General features: G+C 68.9%; 12 protein-coding genes. 5 read left to right on the top strand and 7 right to left on the bottom strand.

The window, feature by feature from the left end:
• The first annotated feature begins 2 nt into the window (after nt 1-2).
• Entirely contained in the window at nt 3-1,472 is a 1,470-nt protein-coding gene (locus ACFE7F_RS08820; RefSeq protein WP_375403482.1) for a Ppx/GppA family phosphatase, read from the top strand.
• Here the strand turns inward: ACFE7F_RS08820 and rnd are convergent.
• Nucleotides 1,469-2,641 carry a ribonuclease D gene (rnd, locus tag ACFE7F_RS08815; RefSeq protein ID WP_375403481.1) on the bottom strand — a complete coding sequence of 391 codons (1,173 nt, stop codon included), beginning with the start codon at nt 2,639-2,641 and terminating at the stop codon, nt 1,469-1,471. The two genes, ACFE7F_RS08820 and rnd, sit on opposite strands and share 4 nt — an antisense overlap.
• Nucleotides 2,642-2,721: 80 nt before the next feature.
• On the opposite strand from rnd, the gene aspS reads away from it, so the two are divergent.
• The gene (gene aspS, locus ACFE7F_RS08810) at nt 2,722-4,509 is read left to right on the top strand and encodes an aspartate--tRNA ligase (RefSeq protein WP_375403502.1); all 1,788 of its coding nucleotides are present in this window, start codon (nt 2,722-2,724) and stop codon (nt 4,507-4,509) included.
• Between the two features lie 112 nt (nt 4,510-4,621).
• Here aspS and glpD read toward each other — a convergent pair whose 3' ends face one another.
• The gene (gene glpD, locus ACFE7F_RS08805) at nt 4,622-6,130 is read right to left on the bottom strand and encodes a glycerol-3-phosphate dehydrogenase (protein ID WP_375403480.1); all 1,509 of its coding nucleotides are present in this window, start codon (nt 6,128-6,130) and stop codon (nt 4,622-4,624) included.
• A 101-nt stretch (nt 6,131-6,231) separates the two neighbouring features.
• Between glpD and ACFE7F_RS08800 the strand changes: the two genes are divergently transcribed.
• Nucleotides 6,232-8,766, top strand: coding sequence for a ribonuclease R family protein (locus ACFE7F_RS08800; protein WP_375403479.1), 2,535 nt, complete (start codon nt 6,232-6,234; stop codon nt 8,764-8,766).
• A 117-nt stretch (nt 8,767-8,883) separates the two neighbouring features.
• Here ACFE7F_RS08800 and ACFE7F_RS08795 read toward each other — a convergent pair whose 3' ends face one another.
• Together ACFE7F_RS08795 and ACFE7F_RS08790 are read right to left on the bottom strand one after the other, a co-directional pair.
• Entirely contained in the window at nt 8,884-10,101 is a 1,218-nt protein-coding gene (locus tag ACFE7F_RS08795) for a saccharopine dehydrogenase family protein (RefSeq protein WP_375403478.1), read from the bottom strand.
• Complete coding sequence (locus ACFE7F_RS08790; RefSeq protein ID WP_375403477.1) at nt 10,061-11,842, bottom strand: ABC transporter transmembrane domain-containing protein; 1,782 nt, start codon at nt 11,840-11,842, stop codon at nt 10,061-10,063. Before ACFE7F_RS08790 ends, ACFE7F_RS08795 begins: the two co-directional genes overlap by 41 nt.
• A 119-nt stretch (nt 11,843-11,961) precedes the next feature.
• Between ACFE7F_RS08790 and ACFE7F_RS08785 the strand changes: the two genes are divergently transcribed.
• Nucleotides 11,962-13,167 (top strand): polyhydroxyalkanoate depolymerase, encoded by a 1,206-nt coding sequence (locus ACFE7F_RS08785; RefSeq protein ID WP_375403476.1) that lies wholly within the window; start codon nt 11,962-11,964, stop codon nt 13,165-13,167.
• A gap of 46 nt (nt 13,168-13,213) precedes the next feature.
• On the opposite strand, the gene ACFE7F_RS08780 is transcribed toward ACFE7F_RS08785, so the two are convergent.
• From ACFE7F_RS08780 to ACFE7F_RS08770, 3 genes are all read right to left on the bottom strand, one after another.
• Entirely contained in the window at nt 13,214-13,690 is a 477-nt protein-coding gene (locus ACFE7F_RS08780; protein WP_375403475.1) for a pyridoxamine 5'-phosphate oxidase family protein, read from the bottom strand.
• Between the two features lie 404 nt (nt 13,691-14,094).
• Complete coding sequence (locus tag ACFE7F_RS08775; RefSeq protein WP_375403474.1) at nt 14,095-15,270, bottom strand: acetyl-CoA C-acyltransferase; 1,176 nt, start codon at nt 15,268-15,270, stop codon at nt 14,095-14,097.
• 155 nt (nt 15,271-15,425) lie between these two features.
• A complete protein-coding gene (locus tag ACFE7F_RS08770; protein ID WP_375403501.1) occupies nt 15,426-15,860 on the bottom strand; it encodes a MaoC family dehydratase in 435 nt (144 codons plus the stop codon).
• Nucleotides 15,861-16,007: 147 nt separating this feature from the next.
• Here ACFE7F_RS08770 and ACFE7F_RS08765 point away from each other — a divergent pair.
• Nucleotides 16,008-17,778 (top strand): proline dehydrogenase family protein (locus tag ACFE7F_RS08765; protein ID WP_375403500.1); only part of this gene is annotated, 1,771 nt, incomplete at its 3' end.

The raw sequence follows: 17,778 nt of genomic DNA, 5'->3' as shown, positions 1-17,778 counted from the left end.
CCTTGCCGCCCGATGAGCCACGCCCGCGCACCGCGATCATCGATATCGGCTCCAACTCGGTCCGGCTGGTGGTCTATCAGGGACCGGCGCGCCTCCCCGCCATCCTGTTCAACGAGAAGGTGATGGCGGGCCTGGGCCGGGGGCTAGCCGCCACCGGCGCGATCGAGCCGGGCGCGCTCCGCAAGGCGCGCACCGCGCTTGCCCGCTTCGCCGCGATCGCGCGGGTGATGGAGGTGGAGCACCTCCGCACCGTGGCCACCGCCGCCGTCCGCGACGCATCGAACGGGGCCGAGCTGATCGACGACGCCGACCGGCTCGGCCTGCGGGTCGAGATCCTGCCGGGCGAGCAGGAAGCGCTGGCGGCGGGCGAGGGCGTGCTGTCGGGCATCCCGGACGCGGGCGGCATTGTCGGCGATCTGGGCGGCGGGAGCCTGGAGCTGGTCAGCGTGGAGGACGGCCGCGTCGGCGAGCGCGTCTCGCTGCCGCTGGGCGTGCTCCGCATCGCCAAGCTTCGCGAGTGGGGTCCGCTCCAGTTCGAGCGCCAGGTCGCTGCGATGATCGACGGCGCAGGCTGGGCGGGGAGGGGGCGCGACCTGCCCTTCTACCTCGTCGGTGGATCGTGGCGCGCGCTCGCCAAGCTCGACATGGCGCTGACCGATTATCCGCTGCCCGTGATCCATCAATATGCGCTGTCGGCCGCCCGCATCGCCGAGCTGGAGGGGATCATCGTGCCGATGCCGCGCCAGCGGCTGCGCGAAGTCGCGGGCATCAACTCGACGCGGGCGGGCCTGCTCGGCGATGCGGCGGCGTTGTTGTCCGTCGTGTTGCGGCGGCTGGGCGCGACGACCACGGTCGTATCGTCGTTCGGCCTGCGCGAAGGCCTGCTCTACGGAGCGCTTGATGCGGAAACGCGCGCGCAGGACCCGCTGATCGTGGGCGCGCGTGAGGAGGGGCGGCTGCTCGGCCGCTTTCCCGAGCACGGCGACCTGCTCGACCGCTGGATCGCGCCGCTGTTCCCTGCCAGGCCGGCCGACGGAGCGCGCCTGCGCCACGCCGCGTGCCTGCTCGCCGATGTCGGCTGGCACGCCAACCCCGATTTCCGCGCTGAACGCGGGATCGAGACCGCGCTCCACGGATCCTGGGTGGCGATCGACGGCGCGGGTCGGGCGGTGCTGGCGCAGTGCCTCGCCACCGCGCTGGCCGGGGGGATCACGACGCCCGAGCCGTTGAACCGTCTCGCCCCCGCATCGCGGCTCGACGAGGCGATCGCCTGGGGCCTCGCCGTCCGCGTGGGCCAGCGGCTGAGCGGCGGCGTCGCGGGGCCGCTCGAACGGTCGCGCATATCGGACGATGGCGCGGCGATCACGCTCCACCTCGCCCCCGCCGACCGCGCGCTGTACGGTGAGGCGGTCGAGAAGCGGCATGCTGCGCTGGCCGCGTTCCTCGGCCGGACGCCGGTGCTGGCGGGCTAGGCCGCCTCCGCCCGCGTCATCTTGAGCTTGCCGCCGACCACCGCGAAGGCGAGCCGTCCCTCCACCAGATCGAGCGCGTCCCGCCCGAACTGGTCGAAGCGCCAGCCCTCCAGCATCGCCAGCCCGTCGCGCTGCCCCGCCGCCAGCGCCTCGAGCTCGTCGCTGCGCGCCAGCAGCTTGGCCGCGACGTCTATATCGCGCGACCTGATCTTGAGCAGCAACTTGAGCAGGTCGGCGACGAGCGACCCCTCCTTGCCCAGCCCCGGCTTGCGGTCGTCGCGCGGCGGCATCTCGGCGTCGGGGAGCGGCCGCGCGCCCTCGATCGCCGCCATCAGCCGCGCGCCGATCTCGTTATGTGCCCAGGCCGGCGACAGCCCGCGCACCTTGGCGAGGTCCGCCTGGCGCTTGGGCGCGTGGCCCGCCAGGTCGGCCAGCGTCTCGTCCTTGACGATGCGTCCGCGCGGCAGGTCCTTGCCCCGCGCCTCCAGCTCGCGGAATCGCGCCATCGCCTTCAGGCGTCCGAGCACGTCGGCCTTGCGGCTGTTCACCCGCACGCGCTTCCAGGCGAGCTCGGGGTCCTGCGCGTAGTTGGCGGGGTCCGCGAGCCGCTCCATCTCCTGATCGAGCCAGCCGCCGCGCCCGGTCTTCTTCAGCCGCTCGAGCATCTTGGGGAAGATTTCGGCGAGGTAGGTCACGTCGCCGATCGCGTAATCGACCTGCCGCTCGTCGAGCGGTCGCCTGGACCAGTCGGTGAAGCGCGCGCCCTTGTCGATCTGGACGCCCAGCCAGCTGTCGACGAGGTTCGAATAGCCGATCTGCTCGCCCTGGCCGAGCGCCATCGCCGCGACCTGCGTGTCGAACAGCGGATGCGGCGTCTTGCCGGTCAGGTTATAGACGATCTCGATATCCTGCCCGCCCGCATGGAAGACCTTCAGGACCTCCTCGTTCTCGGTCATCAGGTCGAGTAGCGGTTTCAGGTCGATGCCCGGCGCCATCGGATCGACCGCCGCGGCCTCGTCGGCATCGGCGACCTGGATCAGGCACAGCTCGGGCCAGAAGGTGTTCTCGCGCATGAACTCGGTATCGACGAAGATGAAGGGCGAGGCGGCGAGCCGGACGCACAGATTGGCGAGCGTGGCGCTGTCGGTGATGAGCGGATGTACGTGCATCGGCCGTCACTAGCGCGGGCGGGCCGGGTTGACAAAGCGGGGCGGCGCGGGGGAAGCGCCCGCCCATGACTACCCCTGCCATGCACGCCTACCGCACCCACACCTGCGCCGCGCTGACCGTCGCGAACGTCGGCGAGACCGTCCGCCTGTCAGGCTGGATGCACCGCAAGCGCGATCACGGCGGTGTCCTGTTCATCGATCTGCGCGATCATTACGGCCTCACGCAGATCGTCGCCAAGGCGGGCAGCGACGCCATCGCACTCCTTGAAGGCCTGCGCGCCGAGTCGGTGATCACCGTTACCGGACAGGTCGTGTCGCGCGGCGCGGACGCGACCAACGCCAATCTGACGACCGGCGAGATCGAGGTTGTCGCCGAGCAGGTCGAGGTTCGTTCCGTCGCCCAGGAACTCCCGCTACCGGTCGCCGCGGAGGCCGAGTATCCCGAGGAGATCCGTCTGCGCTACCGCTTCCTCGACCTTCGCCGCGAGCGCATCCACGCCAACATTATGCTGCGCTCTCAGGTAATCGCGAGCATCCGCCAGCGTATGATCGGCCAGGGTTTCACCGAGTTCCAGACACCGATCCTGACCGCGTCCTCGCCGGAAGGCGCGCGCGATTATCTCGTCCCCAGCCGCGTTCATCCGGGGAAGTTCTACGCGCTTCCGCAGGCGCCGCAGATGTTCAAGCAGTTGCTGATGGTCGCGGGGTTCGACCGGTATTTCCAGATCGCGCCCTGCTTCCGCGACGAGGACGCGCGCGCCGACCGTTCGCCCGGCGAGTTCTACCAGCTCGATTTCGAGATGAGCTTCGTGACGCAGGAGGACGTATTCCAGGCGATCGAGCCCGTGCTCCACGGCCTGTTCGCCGAGTTCGCCGACTGGCAGGGCAGGGGTCGGCAGGTTTCCGCGCTACCTTTCCCGCGCATCCCCTACCGCGAGTCTATGCTGAAATACGGCAACGACAAGCCCGACCTGCGCAACCCGCTCGTCATCACCGACGTGTCGGAGTTGTTCGCCGGCAGCGGCTTCGGCCGCTTCGCCACGATCGTCGAGGGCGGCGACGTGGTCCGCGCCATCCCCGCCCCGAACACCGCCGACCGGAGCCGCAAGTTCTTCGACGACATGAACGGCTGGGCGCAGGGCGAGGGCTTTGCGGGGCTCGGCTATGCGACCCGCAAGGGCGGCGAGTGGGGCGGGCCGATCGCCAAGAACCACGGCGAGGAGGGCATGGCCAAGATCGCCGAGGCGCTGGGGCTGGGCCCCGACGATGGCGTGTTCTTCGCGGCCGGCAAGGAAGCCCAGGCGGCCAAGCTCGCCGGGCTGGCGCGCACGCGCGTCGGTGAACAGCTGAACCTCATCGACCCGAACCGCTTCGAGTTCTGCTGGATCGTCGACTTCCCGATGTTCGAGTGGGACGAGGATAACAAGAAGGTGGATTTCAGCCACAACCCCTTCTCGATGCCGCAGGGCGAGTTGGAGGCGCTGAACAGCCGCGATCCGCTCGATATCCTCGCCTATCAGTACGACATCGTCTGCAACGGCGTGGAGCTGTCGTCGGGCGCGATCCGGAACCACCGGCCCGAGATCATGTACCGCGCGTTCGAGATCGCGGGCTATGCCCAAGCCGACGTCGACCGCGATTTCGCGGGCATGATCAACGCCTTCAAGTTCGGCGCTCCCCCGCATGGTGGTTCCGCGCCGGGGATCGACCGGATGGTGATGCTGCTCGCGGGTGAGCCCAATATCCGCGAGGTGGTGCTGTTCCCGATGAACCAGCGCGCCGAGGATTTGATGATGGGCGCGCCGGGGCCGGTGTCGGCCAAGCAGCTGAAGGAGCTGAATTTGCGGAGTACGGCGGAGGGGGCGTGAGCTTCTGAAGCCCCTCCTCTTCAGAGGAGGGGTTTGGGGAGGAGCAGGCCGGTTGTGGGTTGGGCGATGGTGTTCACTCGGTGACCGGCGTCCTCCTCCCCCAACCCCTCCTCTAAAGAGGAGGGGCTTTAAGTCCGCCCGCCTCCTCCGCCCACCAATCCTCGAACCGCCCCCGCTCGTTCGACGTTAGGTGCAGGCCCAGCTTGCTTCGCCGTTCCAGCGCGTCGTCGGGCGACCGCGCCCATTCGCGCTCCCGCATCCAACGCGCCTCTACGGCCGTAAGCCCCGCGCCGAACGCCTCGCCCATGTCCGCCTCGTCTTCGACCTTGGCGAGCAGCGCCTCAAGCATCGACCCGTAGGCGCGCGCCATCCGCTCCGATCGCGCGTCGCCCAGGAACGGCCAGCGTGACCGCACCTCGGCTAGGTACTCGTCGAACGGTCCGATGTCGCCGCCGGGGAACTTCCGCTCCTGCGTGACCTGCTTCACCTTCCGCCCAACCGCGGGCGCGAGCTTGCCGACCGCCTCCTCCGCCAAATGGCGTGCGGTCGTAATCTTGCCGCCGAACACGGACAGCAATGGGGGGCCGTTCGCGTCCAGTTCGAGCACATAATCGCGCGTCACCTCGCGCGCTTCGCTCGCGCCATCGTCATAGAGCGGGCGGACGCCCGACCAGCTGCTCGTCACGTTGGCGGGCGTGACCTGCCGTTTGAAGTGGCCGTTCGCGGCTTCGCACAAATAGGCGATCTCGTCCGCGTCGATCACCGCGTCCTCGGGCCGATCGACGGGCACGTCGGTGGTGCCGATCTCCGTCCCGCCCTCGTACGGGATGGCGAAGACGATCCGGCGGTCGGGCTGTTGCAAGATATAGGCGTGGTCGCCCTCATACAGGCGCGGCACGACGATGTGGCTGCCCTTGACCAGCCGCACGCCCGCGCCCGCGTTGACGCCCAGCTTGCCCAGCATCTCCGCCACCCAAGGCCCCGCCGCGTTGACCAGCGCCTTTGCCTGCACTTCGCGTCCATCGGATAGCCGCGCGGCCCACATCCCGTCCTCGCGCCGGGCGCTCTCCAGCGCGGTGCGCGTCGTCACCTCCGCCCCGTTCGCGGCCGCGTCGACCGCGTTGAGCAGCGTCAACCGCGCGTCGTCGACATAAGCGTCCGAATAGACGAACCCGCGCCGTCCGTCCTTGAGCGAAGCGACGTAGGCCGTGTCCGACGCCTTGAGCCCACGCGACCGCGCCAGTGTCGACCGTCCACCCAGCCGGTCGTAGAGCAGGAGCCCGGCGCGCACCAACCACCAGGGGCGAACCGCGTTCGAGTGCGGCAGCACGAAGCGCATCGGCCGGATCAGATGCGGCCCTGCCTTCACCAGCCGCTCGCGCTCGCCCAGCGCATGCGCGACCAAGCGGAAGTCGTAATACTCCAGGTAGCGCAGGCCGCCATGGATCAGCTTGGTCGAGGCGGACGAGGTGTGCTGCGCCAGGTCGTCACGCTCGACCAGCAGCACCGACCAGCCGTTCAGCGCCGCCTCGCGCGCGATCGCGCAGCCGTTGATCCCGCCGCCGACGATCAGCAGGTCGTAAGCGTTCTCACTCCCGTCATGCCGGACTTGTTTCGGCATCCATCGTTGCGCGTTCCCGGTCATCCGATTGTTGTGGCCACCGATGGACCCCGGAACAAGTCCGGGGTGACGGGGGGAGTGCTCGCACCTATCTTCGACCGATGTCCAAACGCGTTACCCCGGGCCTGCCGACCCGCCAGCAAGTGCTCGACTTCATCGCCTCCACCGACGAACCCGCGGGCAAGCGCGAGATCGCGCGCGCGTTCGGGCTGTCCGCGCAGGACAAGATCGCGCTCAAGGCGCTGCTCGGCGACATGGCGGACGAGGGGTTGATCGACTCCGCTCCCGGCCGCGCGTTTCACAAGATGGGCGGGCTGCCCAAGGTCACGGTGCTCCGCGTCGCCGACGTCGACGACGGCGGCAACGTGTGGGCGGTCCCCGAACATTGGGAGGCGGAGACCCCGCCGCCGCGCCTGCGGGTCCGCGAGCGCAGGCGCGGGCAGCTCGGCATCGGCGAGCGCGTCCTCGCCCGGACGGAGGAGGCCGGGTCGGGCTGGATCGCGCATCCCCTGAAGACGCTCGCCAAGGCGTCCGAACAAGTGCTCGGCGTCCTGCGCGCGGAGGGCGACCGGTTCTGGCTCACCGGCGTCGAGAAGAAGGAGAGGCGCGAGTTCGCGGTGTCTGACACCGGCGGCGCGGCGGCGGGCGACCTGGTACTCGCCGAGAAGACCGGCCGCCCACCGCGCATCACCGTGCGCGTGACCGATCGTCTGGGCGACCCCTTCGCTCCGCGATCCTTTTCGCTGATCGCGATCCACAAGCACGGCATCCCCGACCAGTTCGGGCAGGAGACGCTGGACGAGGCCGAGCGGGTCGCGACGCTGCCGCTCGGGGACACATACTCATCCCCCGTCCGAGCTTATCCGCTTCCGCTTGGAACCGTTCGCCCTGAGCTTGTCGAAGGGCCGTCCTTACCGGCGGGCGGGAAGCAGGACGATGCTTCGACAAGCTCAGCACGAACGGAGAAGGATGCGGCAAAAACGCAAGGGAGTGCGCGGGAAGATCTCCGGCACCTGCCGATCGTCGCGATCGACCCGGTTGACGCGCGCGATCATGACGACGCTGTCTGGGCCGCGCCCGATGACGATCCGGCCAACGCCGGTGGGTGGCGCGCGATCGTCGCCATCGCCGACGTATCCTTCTATGTCCGCCCCGGCTCCGGGATCGACCGCGAGGCGCGGCGGCGCGGCAACTCGGTCTACTTCCCCGACCGCGTCGTGCCGATGCTGCCGGAGGTTTTGTCCGCGCATGTCTGCTCGCTGGTCGAGGGCGAGGACCGCGCCGCGCTCGCCTGCCACCTTCAGGTCACGCCGTCGGGCACGCTCAAATCCTGGCGCTTCACGCGCGCTGTCGTCCGGATCGCCGCCAACCTGGCCTATGAGGAGGCGCAGGCGCTGATCGATAGTGCCGGGGAGGCGCATACTTCCGTTCGCGCTGAGCTTGTCGAAGCGTCGTCATTTTCGCAAACGCCGGAAGAAGAACGACCCTTCGACAAGCTCAGGGCGAACGGGGAGGGAATAGCTTCGCATTCTTCACCGTCGGACGAAGAGCAGCCAGTTGAGAGTCATGACGCGACAGGCATGGTGGACGTCCTCCGGCCGCTCTGGGATTGCTGGCGCGCGCTGCTGGCCGCGCGTGAGAAGCGCGAACCGCTCGATCTCGACCTGCCCGAGCGTCGGGTCGTGCTCGACGAACTCGGCCGGATCATGTCGGTCGCGCCGCGCGAGCGGCTCGACGCGCACCGGCTGATCGAGGACTATATGATCGCCGCCAACGTCGCCGCCGCGAAAGCGCTGGAGGCCAAGAAGTCCCCCGTCATGTACCGCGACCACGAACCGCCCAGCCGCGAGAAGCTGACGGCATTGAAGGACTATCTGGAAACGTTCGGGATCGCCTTCACGCTGGGCCAGGTCGTCCTGCCCAAGACCTTCAACCGCATTTTGGACAAGGTCGGCGAGGCCGAGTTCCGGCCGCAGGTGATGGAGCAGGTGCTGCGCACGCAGACGCAGGCCTATTACGGTCCGGCCAACACCGGCCATTTCGGGCTGTCGCTGGGGAGCTACGCGCACTTCACGTCGCCGATCCGCCGCTATGCCGACCTGCTCGTCCACCGCTCGCTGGTTCGGGCTTACGGGCTTGGCGACGGCGGGCTGACGGCGGGCGAGGCGGAGGGGATGGAGCGGATCGGCCAGTCGATCAGCGGCTTCGAGCGCCGCGCGATGGAGGCCGAGCGCGACACGATCGACCGCTACGTCGCCGCGTTCCTGTCGGAGCGCGTCGGCCAGACGGTCGAGGCGCGGATCACCGGCGTCCAGAATTACGGTTTCTTCGCCACGGTCGAGGGGGTCGGCGGCGACGGCCTGATGCCCGTGCGCGATCTGGGCGGGGAGTATTTCCGGTTCGACGAGGCCGCGCGGACGCTGACCGGCGAGACGAGCGGGGAGCTCTACACGCTCGGCCAACGGCTGGAGCTGCGCTTGGCGGAGGCAAACCCCGTCTCCGGCGCGCTCCGCTTCGAGCTGCCGACGGGGAAGGGCGCGGCGCGCGAGGCCGATCCGCGGCGGGGCGGAACGGCGCGGGTGCTCAAGCGGCGGGGGCGGCCGGCGAACATCCGCCACCAGGGCGGGCGACGCTGATTTTACCCCCACACCCGTCATGCCGGACTTGTTCCGGCATCCATCGCTGTGCCGACCCGGACAGCGCCGGTTGCGGACGACAATGGACCCCGGAACAAGTCCGGGGTGACGATTAGGTCAGCCGACGGTGAAGGTCAGTCCGGCCCTGGCCTCGAGCCGGTCGCGTAGCTGCGGCCCCATCAGCGCGCCGGGCGTCCAGACGCCACCCTCGCCCTCGACATCCCGGACCAGGCACAGCGCCGCTTCCGCGATCATCTTGGAGGTGGAGCCGTAGCCAGGGTCGCGGTCGCCCGTGACGACCGCGTCGATGCGCGCGCCATCGGGCATCAGGCCCGCGAACAGCAGGTCGTAATGGCCCGCGTCCCGCTCCGCCTTGGACGGGCCTTCGCCGGGCTTGGGACCCTTGTCGCCCGCGAACGGGTTGAGCTTGGCGATCGCCTCGGCAGCGGCCTTGCCCATGTCGCCCAGGCCGGCGACCATCATCTCGTCATACTGAAAATCCGCCCCCCAGCGGTGGCCGAGCAGGAAGTTGGTGCGGTGGACGTTCTTGGTGTTGATCGGCGCCATGATGAACGGGGCGACCCAACTCTCCAGCGTCTTGTCGTATTCGGGCAGCAGCCCGGTCGGCTGGTGCGGACCGGTGAAGCCGGGGGTGAGCGCGAAGGGGTCGGCGAGGAGCTTGAACTGCGACGGCTCGCGCGCGGCGGCGGCCAGCGTGGCTTTCAGGCTTGCGGCGGTGCCGCCGGAGAAGCTGCCCTGCATCTTGCGGACGCGGCCCTTCACGCGCGGGGCGGGCATGCCGAACCGTTCGACCGCGCGCTCCTGCAGCGTGAGGACGCCCAGGTCGAACGGGATCGAATCGAACCCGCAGGAGAAGACGATGCGCGCGCCGGTGCGTTTGGCGGTCGCCTCGTGCGCGTCGATCATCCGCCGCATCCAGGCGGGTTCGCCGCATAGGTCGACATAGGCCGTGCCCGCCGCCGCGCACGCCGCGACCAGATCGGAGCCGTAGAGCTGATACGGGCCGACCGTGGTGAGGACGACCTTCGTCCGCTCCACCATGGTCCGGAGCGATACGGGGTCGTTCGCGTCGGCGACGACGAGCGGCGTGTCGCCGGGCGCGCCGATCAGGTCGCGAACCTCCTCCAGCTTGGCCTGCGAGCGGCCGGCCATGGCCCAGCGCGGGCGATCCGGGCCGGTGTAGGACTGCGCCAGATACTCCGCGACGAGCCGCCCGGTGAAGCCGGTCGCGCCGTACACGACGATGTCGAAGTCGCTGGTCACGGCCGCTCCCTCAAGCCGCTTCGCTGAATTGCAGGTTGGCGAGGCGGGCATACAGGCCCGGGCGCGCCATCAGTTGCGCGTGACTGCCCTCCTCGACGATGCGGCCTTCGTTCATGACCACGATCCGCTCGGCGGCGCGCACCGTCGCCAGGCGGTGCGCGATGACGAGCGTGGTGCGGTTCGCCATCAGCCGTTCGAGCGCCTGCTGGACGAGTTGCTCGGACTCGGCATCGAGCGCGCTGGTGGCCTCGTCGAGCAGGAGGATGGGGGCGTCGCGCAGCAGCGCGCGGGCGATCGTCACGCGCTGGCGCTGCCCGCCCGACAGGCGCGCGCCGCCCTCGCCCAGGAAGGTGTCGAGTCGGTCGGGGAGAGCGCGGAGGAAGTCGGCGGCGTTGGCGGCCTCGGCGGCGGCCCACAGTTCGTCGTCGCTCGCGTCCCAGCGGCCATAGCGGAGGTTGTCGCGCGCCGACGCGCCGAATATCACCGTCTCCTGTGGCACCATGGCGATGCGCGCGCGGACGGCGGCAGGGTCGGCGTCAGTCAGCGGCACGCCGTCGATCAGTACGCGGCCGGCGTCGGGATCGTAGAAGCGCTGGGCGAGCTGGAACAACGTCGTCTTGCCCGCCCCCGACGGCCCGACGACCGCGACCGTCTCGCCGGGCTTCACGTCGAGCGTGAAGCCGTGGAGCGCGGCGGTCTCGCGCCGGGTCGGATAACGGAACTCGACCGCGTCGAAGCGCAGCGCGCCCCGTGCGGGCTCGGGCAGTGAGACTGGGCGGGCCGGCGCGGCGATCTCGGGTTGTTCGGCCAGCAGCTCGGCCAGCCGCGCCGCTGCGCCGCTCGCGCGCAGCAGGTCGCCCCAGACCTCGGTCAGCGCGCCGAACGAGCCGGTGACGATGCCGGCGGTCAGCACGAACGCGGTGAGCGAGCCGCCCGTGAACCGGCCGCTCGCGACGTCCTGGACGGCGACCCACATGATCCAGACCACGCCGCCGAACAGCAGCCCGATCGCGATCGCGGTCATCAGCGCGCGGAGAAGGAAGCGCCGCCGGGCGCTGGCGAAGCCGCGTCCGACCGCCTCCTCGAAGCGGTCCGCCTCGCGCCGCTCCTGCCCGAAGGCCTGGACGATCTTCATCGCGCCGAGCGTCTCGACCGCCATCGCGCCGATATCGGCGAGCCGGTCCTGGCTGTCCTTGGAATAGTCGCGGACGCGGCGGCCCAGGACCACGATCGGCAGGATCAGGACCGGTATGCCCAGCAGCAGCGCGCCCGCCAGCTTGGGCGCGAGCGCGAACAGGTAGATCACACCGCCGACACCGATCACTAGGTTGCGGAGCGCGACGGAGACGGTGGAGCCGACCACCTGCTCGATGATCGCGGTGTCGGCGGTCAGGCGGCTGGCGATCTCAGATGGCCGGTTCTCCTCGAAATAGCGCGGCGCGAGGCGCATCAGGTTGCGGTGCACGTCGGCGCGGATATCCGCCACGGTGCGCTCGCCGAGCCAGGAAACGAAGTAGAAGCGTACGGCGGTCGCCAGCGCGAGCGCGACGACGACGCCGATCAGCCCCTCGAAATAGGGCGCGATCCGGTCGGCGTCGGCTCCGGCCGCAAAGCCGTTATCGACGACCTGCTTGAAGGTGTAGGGGATGAACAAGGTCGCCCCGGCGGCGACGGTGAGCGCCAGCAGCGCGGCGACGATCTGGGCCGGGTAGCGCGTGGCGTAGCGCCAGACCATGGCGAGGTTGCCCAGCCGGCGGCGGGGTGCGGGGGGCGTGCTGACGTTCACTGACATGGCGAGCGCGTAGCAGGGTGGCCGGGACGGCTCAACGACGGCGCGGCCGTGCCTAGCATTGCCGAGTGCGGCGTTTGCGTTACGGGTTCGGCAACCTATTTCGGATAAAAGGATAGTGGATGCTGTATAACGTGTACGAGGTGCAGCGCTCGCTGCTGACCACCGCAGGAATGATGGCGGGTTGGCAAGCCGAGATGTGGCGGCATCCCGCTTACCTGGGCGGCGGCGACGCCATGGCATCGGCGCTGGAGGTGTTCGCCCATACGGCGGAGGCCAGAGGCAAGCCGGATTTCGGGATCGACCGGGTGACGGTCGACGGGCGCGAAGTCGCGGTCGTCGAGGAGATCGTGCTCGCCAAGCCGTTCGGCGACCTGAAGCGCTTCCGGCGCGAGGGCGTCGAGGGCGCGCCCAAGCTGCTGATCGTGGCGCCGATGTCGGGTCATTATGCGACGTTGCTGCGGGGAACCGTGGCGCGCATGCTCCAGAGCGCAGACGTCTACATCACCGACTGGCACGACGCGAAGCAGGTGCCGCTGACGGATGGCGGCTTCGACCTCGACGATTACATCGACTATCTGACCGGGTTCCTGGAGGCGATCGGACCAGGCGCGCACATGCTGGCGGTATGTCAGCCGTCGGTCCCATGCCTCGCGACCGCGGCGTTGATGAGCGCCGACTCGCATCCCTGCCGCCCGAAGACGCTGACGATGATGGGCGGGCCGATCGACACGCGCGAGGCGCCGACGTCGGTCAACACGCTCGCGACGGAACGGCCGCATTCCTGGTTCGAGCAAAGCGTGATCGCGACCGTTCCGTCCGGCTATCCTGGGGCGGGCCGCCGCGTCTATCCGGGCTTTCTGCAGCTTGCCGGGTTCATGTCGATGAATCTGGGCGACCACATGCAGAGCCATTTCGAGATGTACAAACATCTGGTACGCGGCGACGGCGAGAGCGCGGATGCGGGCAAGGCGTTCTACGACGAGTACCGATCCGTGTGCGACATGGCGGCGGAGTTCTACCTCCAGACGATCGACGTCGTGTTCCAGTCGCATGCGCTGCCCAAGGGCGAGATGACGCACCGGGGACGGCCGGTCGATCTCCGCGCGATCACCGACATCGCCCTGCTCGCGATCGAAGGCGAGCGGGACGACATCTCCGGTCTGGGGCAGACCAGGGCGGCGTTGACGTTGGCGACCGATCTGCCCGAGGAGCGCAAGCGCTATTTCATGGTCGAGGGTGCCGGTCATTACGGCATCTTCAATGGGGCGCGGTGGCGCGACAAGACCGCGCCGGTCGTCGAGGAGTGGATCGGCGCGCACGGCTGAATTAGCGGGGGACGGCCGTTCGCGCCGTCCCCTCGCGTTCGCGTTCCTAGGCCAGCGAGTCCACCTTGGCGTGGCTAGACGACTCGCTCGGCTTGATGGTGCCGCCGAACAGCATCTTCACGCGGCCGGCGAGCGAGACGTCGGTTTCCCACAACTCGGCCGACTCGACGTCGAAGCGCAGCAGTGTCGCGTCGGCCTTGCCGTTCGGGAACCACGCTTCGATGCGGTTGTCCCACAGCTTGTCGACCTGAACGGGATCGTTGTCCTGGCTGACGGTGCCCGCCAGGCAGGCGAAGAAGTCGTGGCCCTTGCCGACGAACTGCACCATGGCGTCGCCGCCCTTGGCCGCGCGGTTGTCCTTGCCCGCGAACACGAACAGCGCGTTGGGCTGGTCGTCGTCGATCTTGACGTTCATCGGCTCCGAATGCTCGCCGTTCATCAGACTAAGCATGATGAAGGGGCTCTCCTTCACCTTGGCGATGAACTTGGCGGCGATCTCCTGCGGGCTGTCGTGGTCGGCCATGCGCGTGCTCCCTTGCAATTGGTTCGGGTGGAGAACGACGCGGGCCGGGGTTGGTTGCGCGGGTCGGGTGATGCCCGCCTAGGCGGGCATGGCGAAACACGAACAGCTCCTGCATGGGAACGGCGGCGGCAATCCCGCCGCCGTACCAAGGAGAAGCACATGAGCCTCGCAAGCTTGTGCATGGTCCTTGGGTTGATGATCGCCTTTGCGACCTTGATCCTCAAGGTCGTCGAGACGACGCGGCCCAAGTAGCACGACGGGAGGGGTCCGGCCTGGCAGCTGGGCCCCGAACGCGAAAAACCCCGGCCGCTGGCACGACCGGGGTTCGCTGACACAAGGAGCAAGCCTCATGAGCCTCGCAAGCGTTAGCTAGCCTAACACTCGTATATTTTCAATGTCGCCGATCACAGCACCTCGAACAGTCCGGCCGCGCCCATGCCTCCGCCTACGCACATGGTGACGACTACGTGCTTGGCTCCGCGGCGCTTGCCTTCGATGAGGGCGTGGCCGGTCATGCGGGCACCGCTCATGCCGTAGGGGTGGCCGACCGAGATCGCGCCGCCGTTGACGTTCAGGAGCTCGTCGGGGATGCCCAGCTTGTCGCGGCAATAGAGCACCTGAACCGCGAACGCCTCGTTCAGCTCCCACAGGCCGATGTCGTCCATCTTGAGGCCGAAGCGCTCGAGCAGCTTGGGGATCGCGAAGACGGGGCCGATGCCCATCTCGTCGGGCGCGGTGCCCGCGACGGCCATGCCGACATAGCGGCCGAGCGGGGTCAGGCCGCGCGCGGTGGCGACCGACTCCTCCATCAACACCGAGGCCGAAGCGCCGTCGGAGAGCTGGCTCGCGTTACCGGCCGTGATGGTGCCGTCGGGCAGCACCGCCTTCAGCGACTTGAGGCCTTCGAGCGTGGTGTCGGCGCGGTTGCCCTCGTCCTTGGCGAGCGTGACCTCCTTGTGACTGACCTCCTTGGTCTCCTTGTTCACGATCGCCATGGTGGCGGTGACGGGGACGATTTCGTCGTCGAACTTGCCCGCCGTTTGCGCCGCGGCGGTGCGCTGCTGCGAGCGGAGGCCGTACTCGTCCATGGCGTCGCGGTCGATGCCGTAGCGCTTGGCGACAATCTCCGCGGTCTGGAGCATGGGCATATAGATGTCGGCGTGCATCGCTAGCAGTTCGGGATCGGGGGCGACGCGCATCTGCGGGGTCTGGACGAGGCTGATCGAGTCGACGCCGCCGCCGATCGTCACGTCCATGTGATCTACGACGATCTGCTTGGCGGCGGTGGCGATCGCCATGAGGCCCGACGCGCATTGGCGGTCGAGCGACATGCCCGACACCGTCGTCGGCAGCCCGGCGCGGAGGAGCGAGGTGCGGGCGATGTTGCCGGCCTGATGACCCTGCTGGAGCGCGGAGCCGAACACCACATCCTGCACCTCGGCACCGTCGATCCCGGCGCGCTCGACGGCGGCCTTGATCGCGTGGCCGGCGAGTGTGGGGGAGGGGAGGTTGTTGAACGCGCCGCGATAGGCGCGGCCGATGGGGGTGCGGGCGGTGGAGACGATGACGGCGGAACGCATGGGTGTTCTTCCTTATTTTTCCCCTCTTCCGCTTTTGCGGGAGAGGGTGGCCGAGTGTAACGAGGTCGGGTGAGGGCACTTCTTCTTGGAGAGGTCCAGCCCTCACCCTGGCGCTTCGCGCCTGTCCCTCTCCCGCAAAGGCGGGAGAGTGTTAGTTAGATGAAGATCTGCGCGATCCATTCGGCGATCAGGGCGGGCTTGTCGGCGCCCTCGATCTCAACGGTGAACTCGTTGGTCTGTTGGAATTGTCCGGGGCGTTTCTTGTCGAAACTGAGTAGCTTAAAGCGGCCTCTTACGCGGCTGCCTGAACGCACGGGGGTGATGAAGCGGACTTTGTTGCCGCCGTAATTGACGCCCATCCTGGCGTCAGCGAGCCGGGGCGCGTCGGGAACCTTGGACGACAGGAGCGGCATCAGCGACAGGGTCAGGAAGCCGTGCGCGACCGTGCCGCCGAACGGGGTCATGGCGGCGGCGGCCGGGTCGACATGGATGAACTGGTGATCGCCGGTCGCGTCGGCGAACTTGTCGATCATCGCCTGGTCGACCAGGACCCAATCCGACACGCTTTCCGTGCCGATGCGGGCAGTCATTTCGGCGGGCGTGAAAGTCGCCACGGGGTCCCCATCTGTTGAACTGGACGCTAAGCGCGGGCGCTTCTCTAGGCCGCGCGGATGCGTTCCCGCAAGCCTCACCCGACCGGAAGCACGAACATGGCCACGACCGCAACCTCAGACACCATGCGCGCGCTGCACCGCGCGCCCGAACCCGATGTTCTAAAGCCGCTGCTGGAGCGGGCGCGGTTGGGGGCGGACGCGCGCGAGCGGGTGATGGCGACGGCGCGCGGGATGCTGGTCGATCTGCGCGCGGCACAGTCCAAGGGATGGGTGAACCGGTTCCTGCAGCAATATCGGCTGAACTCGTCGGAGGGCGTCGCGCTGCTGAGCCTTGCGGAGGCGTTCCTGCGGGTGCCCGATCCGGAGACGGCGGACCTGCTGATCGCGGACAAGATCGGCGACGCGGACTGGCGGGCGCATGCGGGCAAGTCGACGTCGGCGCTGGTCAACTCGGCGACGTGGGGGCTGGTGGTCGGGCGCGCGCTGGTCGGGGAGGGGGAGACGGGTCCGCTCCGCCGATTGATGAACCGCGCGGGCGAGCCCTTCGTGCGGCAGGCGGTCGGCGTGGCGATGAAGACGATGGGCGAGATCTTCGTGATGGGCCGCACGATCGAGGAGGCGTCCAAGCGGATGCGGCGGCCCGAGCACCGGGGCTTCACCGCGAGCTTCGACATGCTGGGCGAGGCGGCGCGGACGCGGGAGGATGCGGGGCGGTATTTCGAGTCGTACGCGGCCGCGATCGACGCGGTAGGGCGGGAGGCGGGGTCCGGGCACTCGATCTCGGTCAAGCTATCGGCGCTGCATCCACGGTACGAGGTGGCGCGGTGGGACGAGTGCGTGCCCGAGCTGACCGGCATGCTCGAGACGCTGGCGGTGCGGGCTGCGGGGCTGGGCATCGCGTTGACGGTGGATGCCGAGGAGGCGGAGCGGCTGGAGATGAGCCTCGACATCATCGGAGCGGTCGCGCGCTCGCCCCATTTGCAGGGCTGGGACGGGTTCGGGATGGCGGTGCAGGCCTACAGCAAGCGCGCGCGGCCGGTGGTCGCCTGGGCGAATAGCCTGGACCGGCCGATGAACGTGCGGCTGGTGAAGGGCGCCTATTGGGACAGCGAGATCAAGCGGACGCAGGTCGAGGGGTTGGCGGATTACCCATTGTTCACGCGGAAGGCCTCGACGGACGTGTCTTACCTGGCGGTCGCGCGCGACATGCTGGATGCGGAGAATATTCGGCCCGCCTTCGCGTCGCATAACGCGCTGACGGTGGCGATGATCGTGGAGTGGGCGGGGAACCGGCGGGACTTCGAGTTCCAGCGGCTGCATGGGATGGGCGAGGGGCTGTATGAACGGCTGGTCGCCGAGAACGGTTATCGGTGCCGCATCTATGCGCCGGTCGGGGGGCACCGGGACCTGCTGGCGTATCTCGTGCGGCGGTTGCTGGAGAATGGGGCGAACTCGTCCTTCGTGCATCAGCTGGCGGACGAGGGGCTGAGCGAGGCGGACATCCTGGCCGATCCGGTGGTGCGGATCGCGGGGGTGGGGGGCACGCGGCACCCGTCGATCCCGTTGCCGGGAGCATTGTTCGGGAAGGAGCGGCGGAATAGTGTGGGGCTGGATCTGAGCGACCGAGGGGTCTTGGAGCGGACGGTGGCGGTATGTGCGACCCCGCCCACCCCTCGTCACCCCGGCCTTGAGCCGGGGTCCCGCTTTCATGTGGCCGGCGAGGGAGGAGCGGGACCCCGGATCGAGTCCGGGGTGACGGAGGGGGTGAGTGCGACCGAGGTTAGGCAAGCGATCGGGCGGGCGCTTGCTGCTTTCCCGGCGTGGTCCGCGACCTTGGTCGAGGAGCGGGCGGCGGTGCTCGATCAGTTGGCCAATCTGGTCGAGGCGCACCGCG

It is taken from the genome of uncultured Sphingomonas sp. (assembly GCF_964235535.1).
Classification (GTDB): Bacteria; Pseudomonadota; Alphaproteobacteria; order Sphingomonadales; family Sphingomonadaceae; genus Sphingomonas.
Note: the sequence above shows the minus strand (reverse complement) of the source record. Positions and strands in the feature narration are given on the sequence as shown.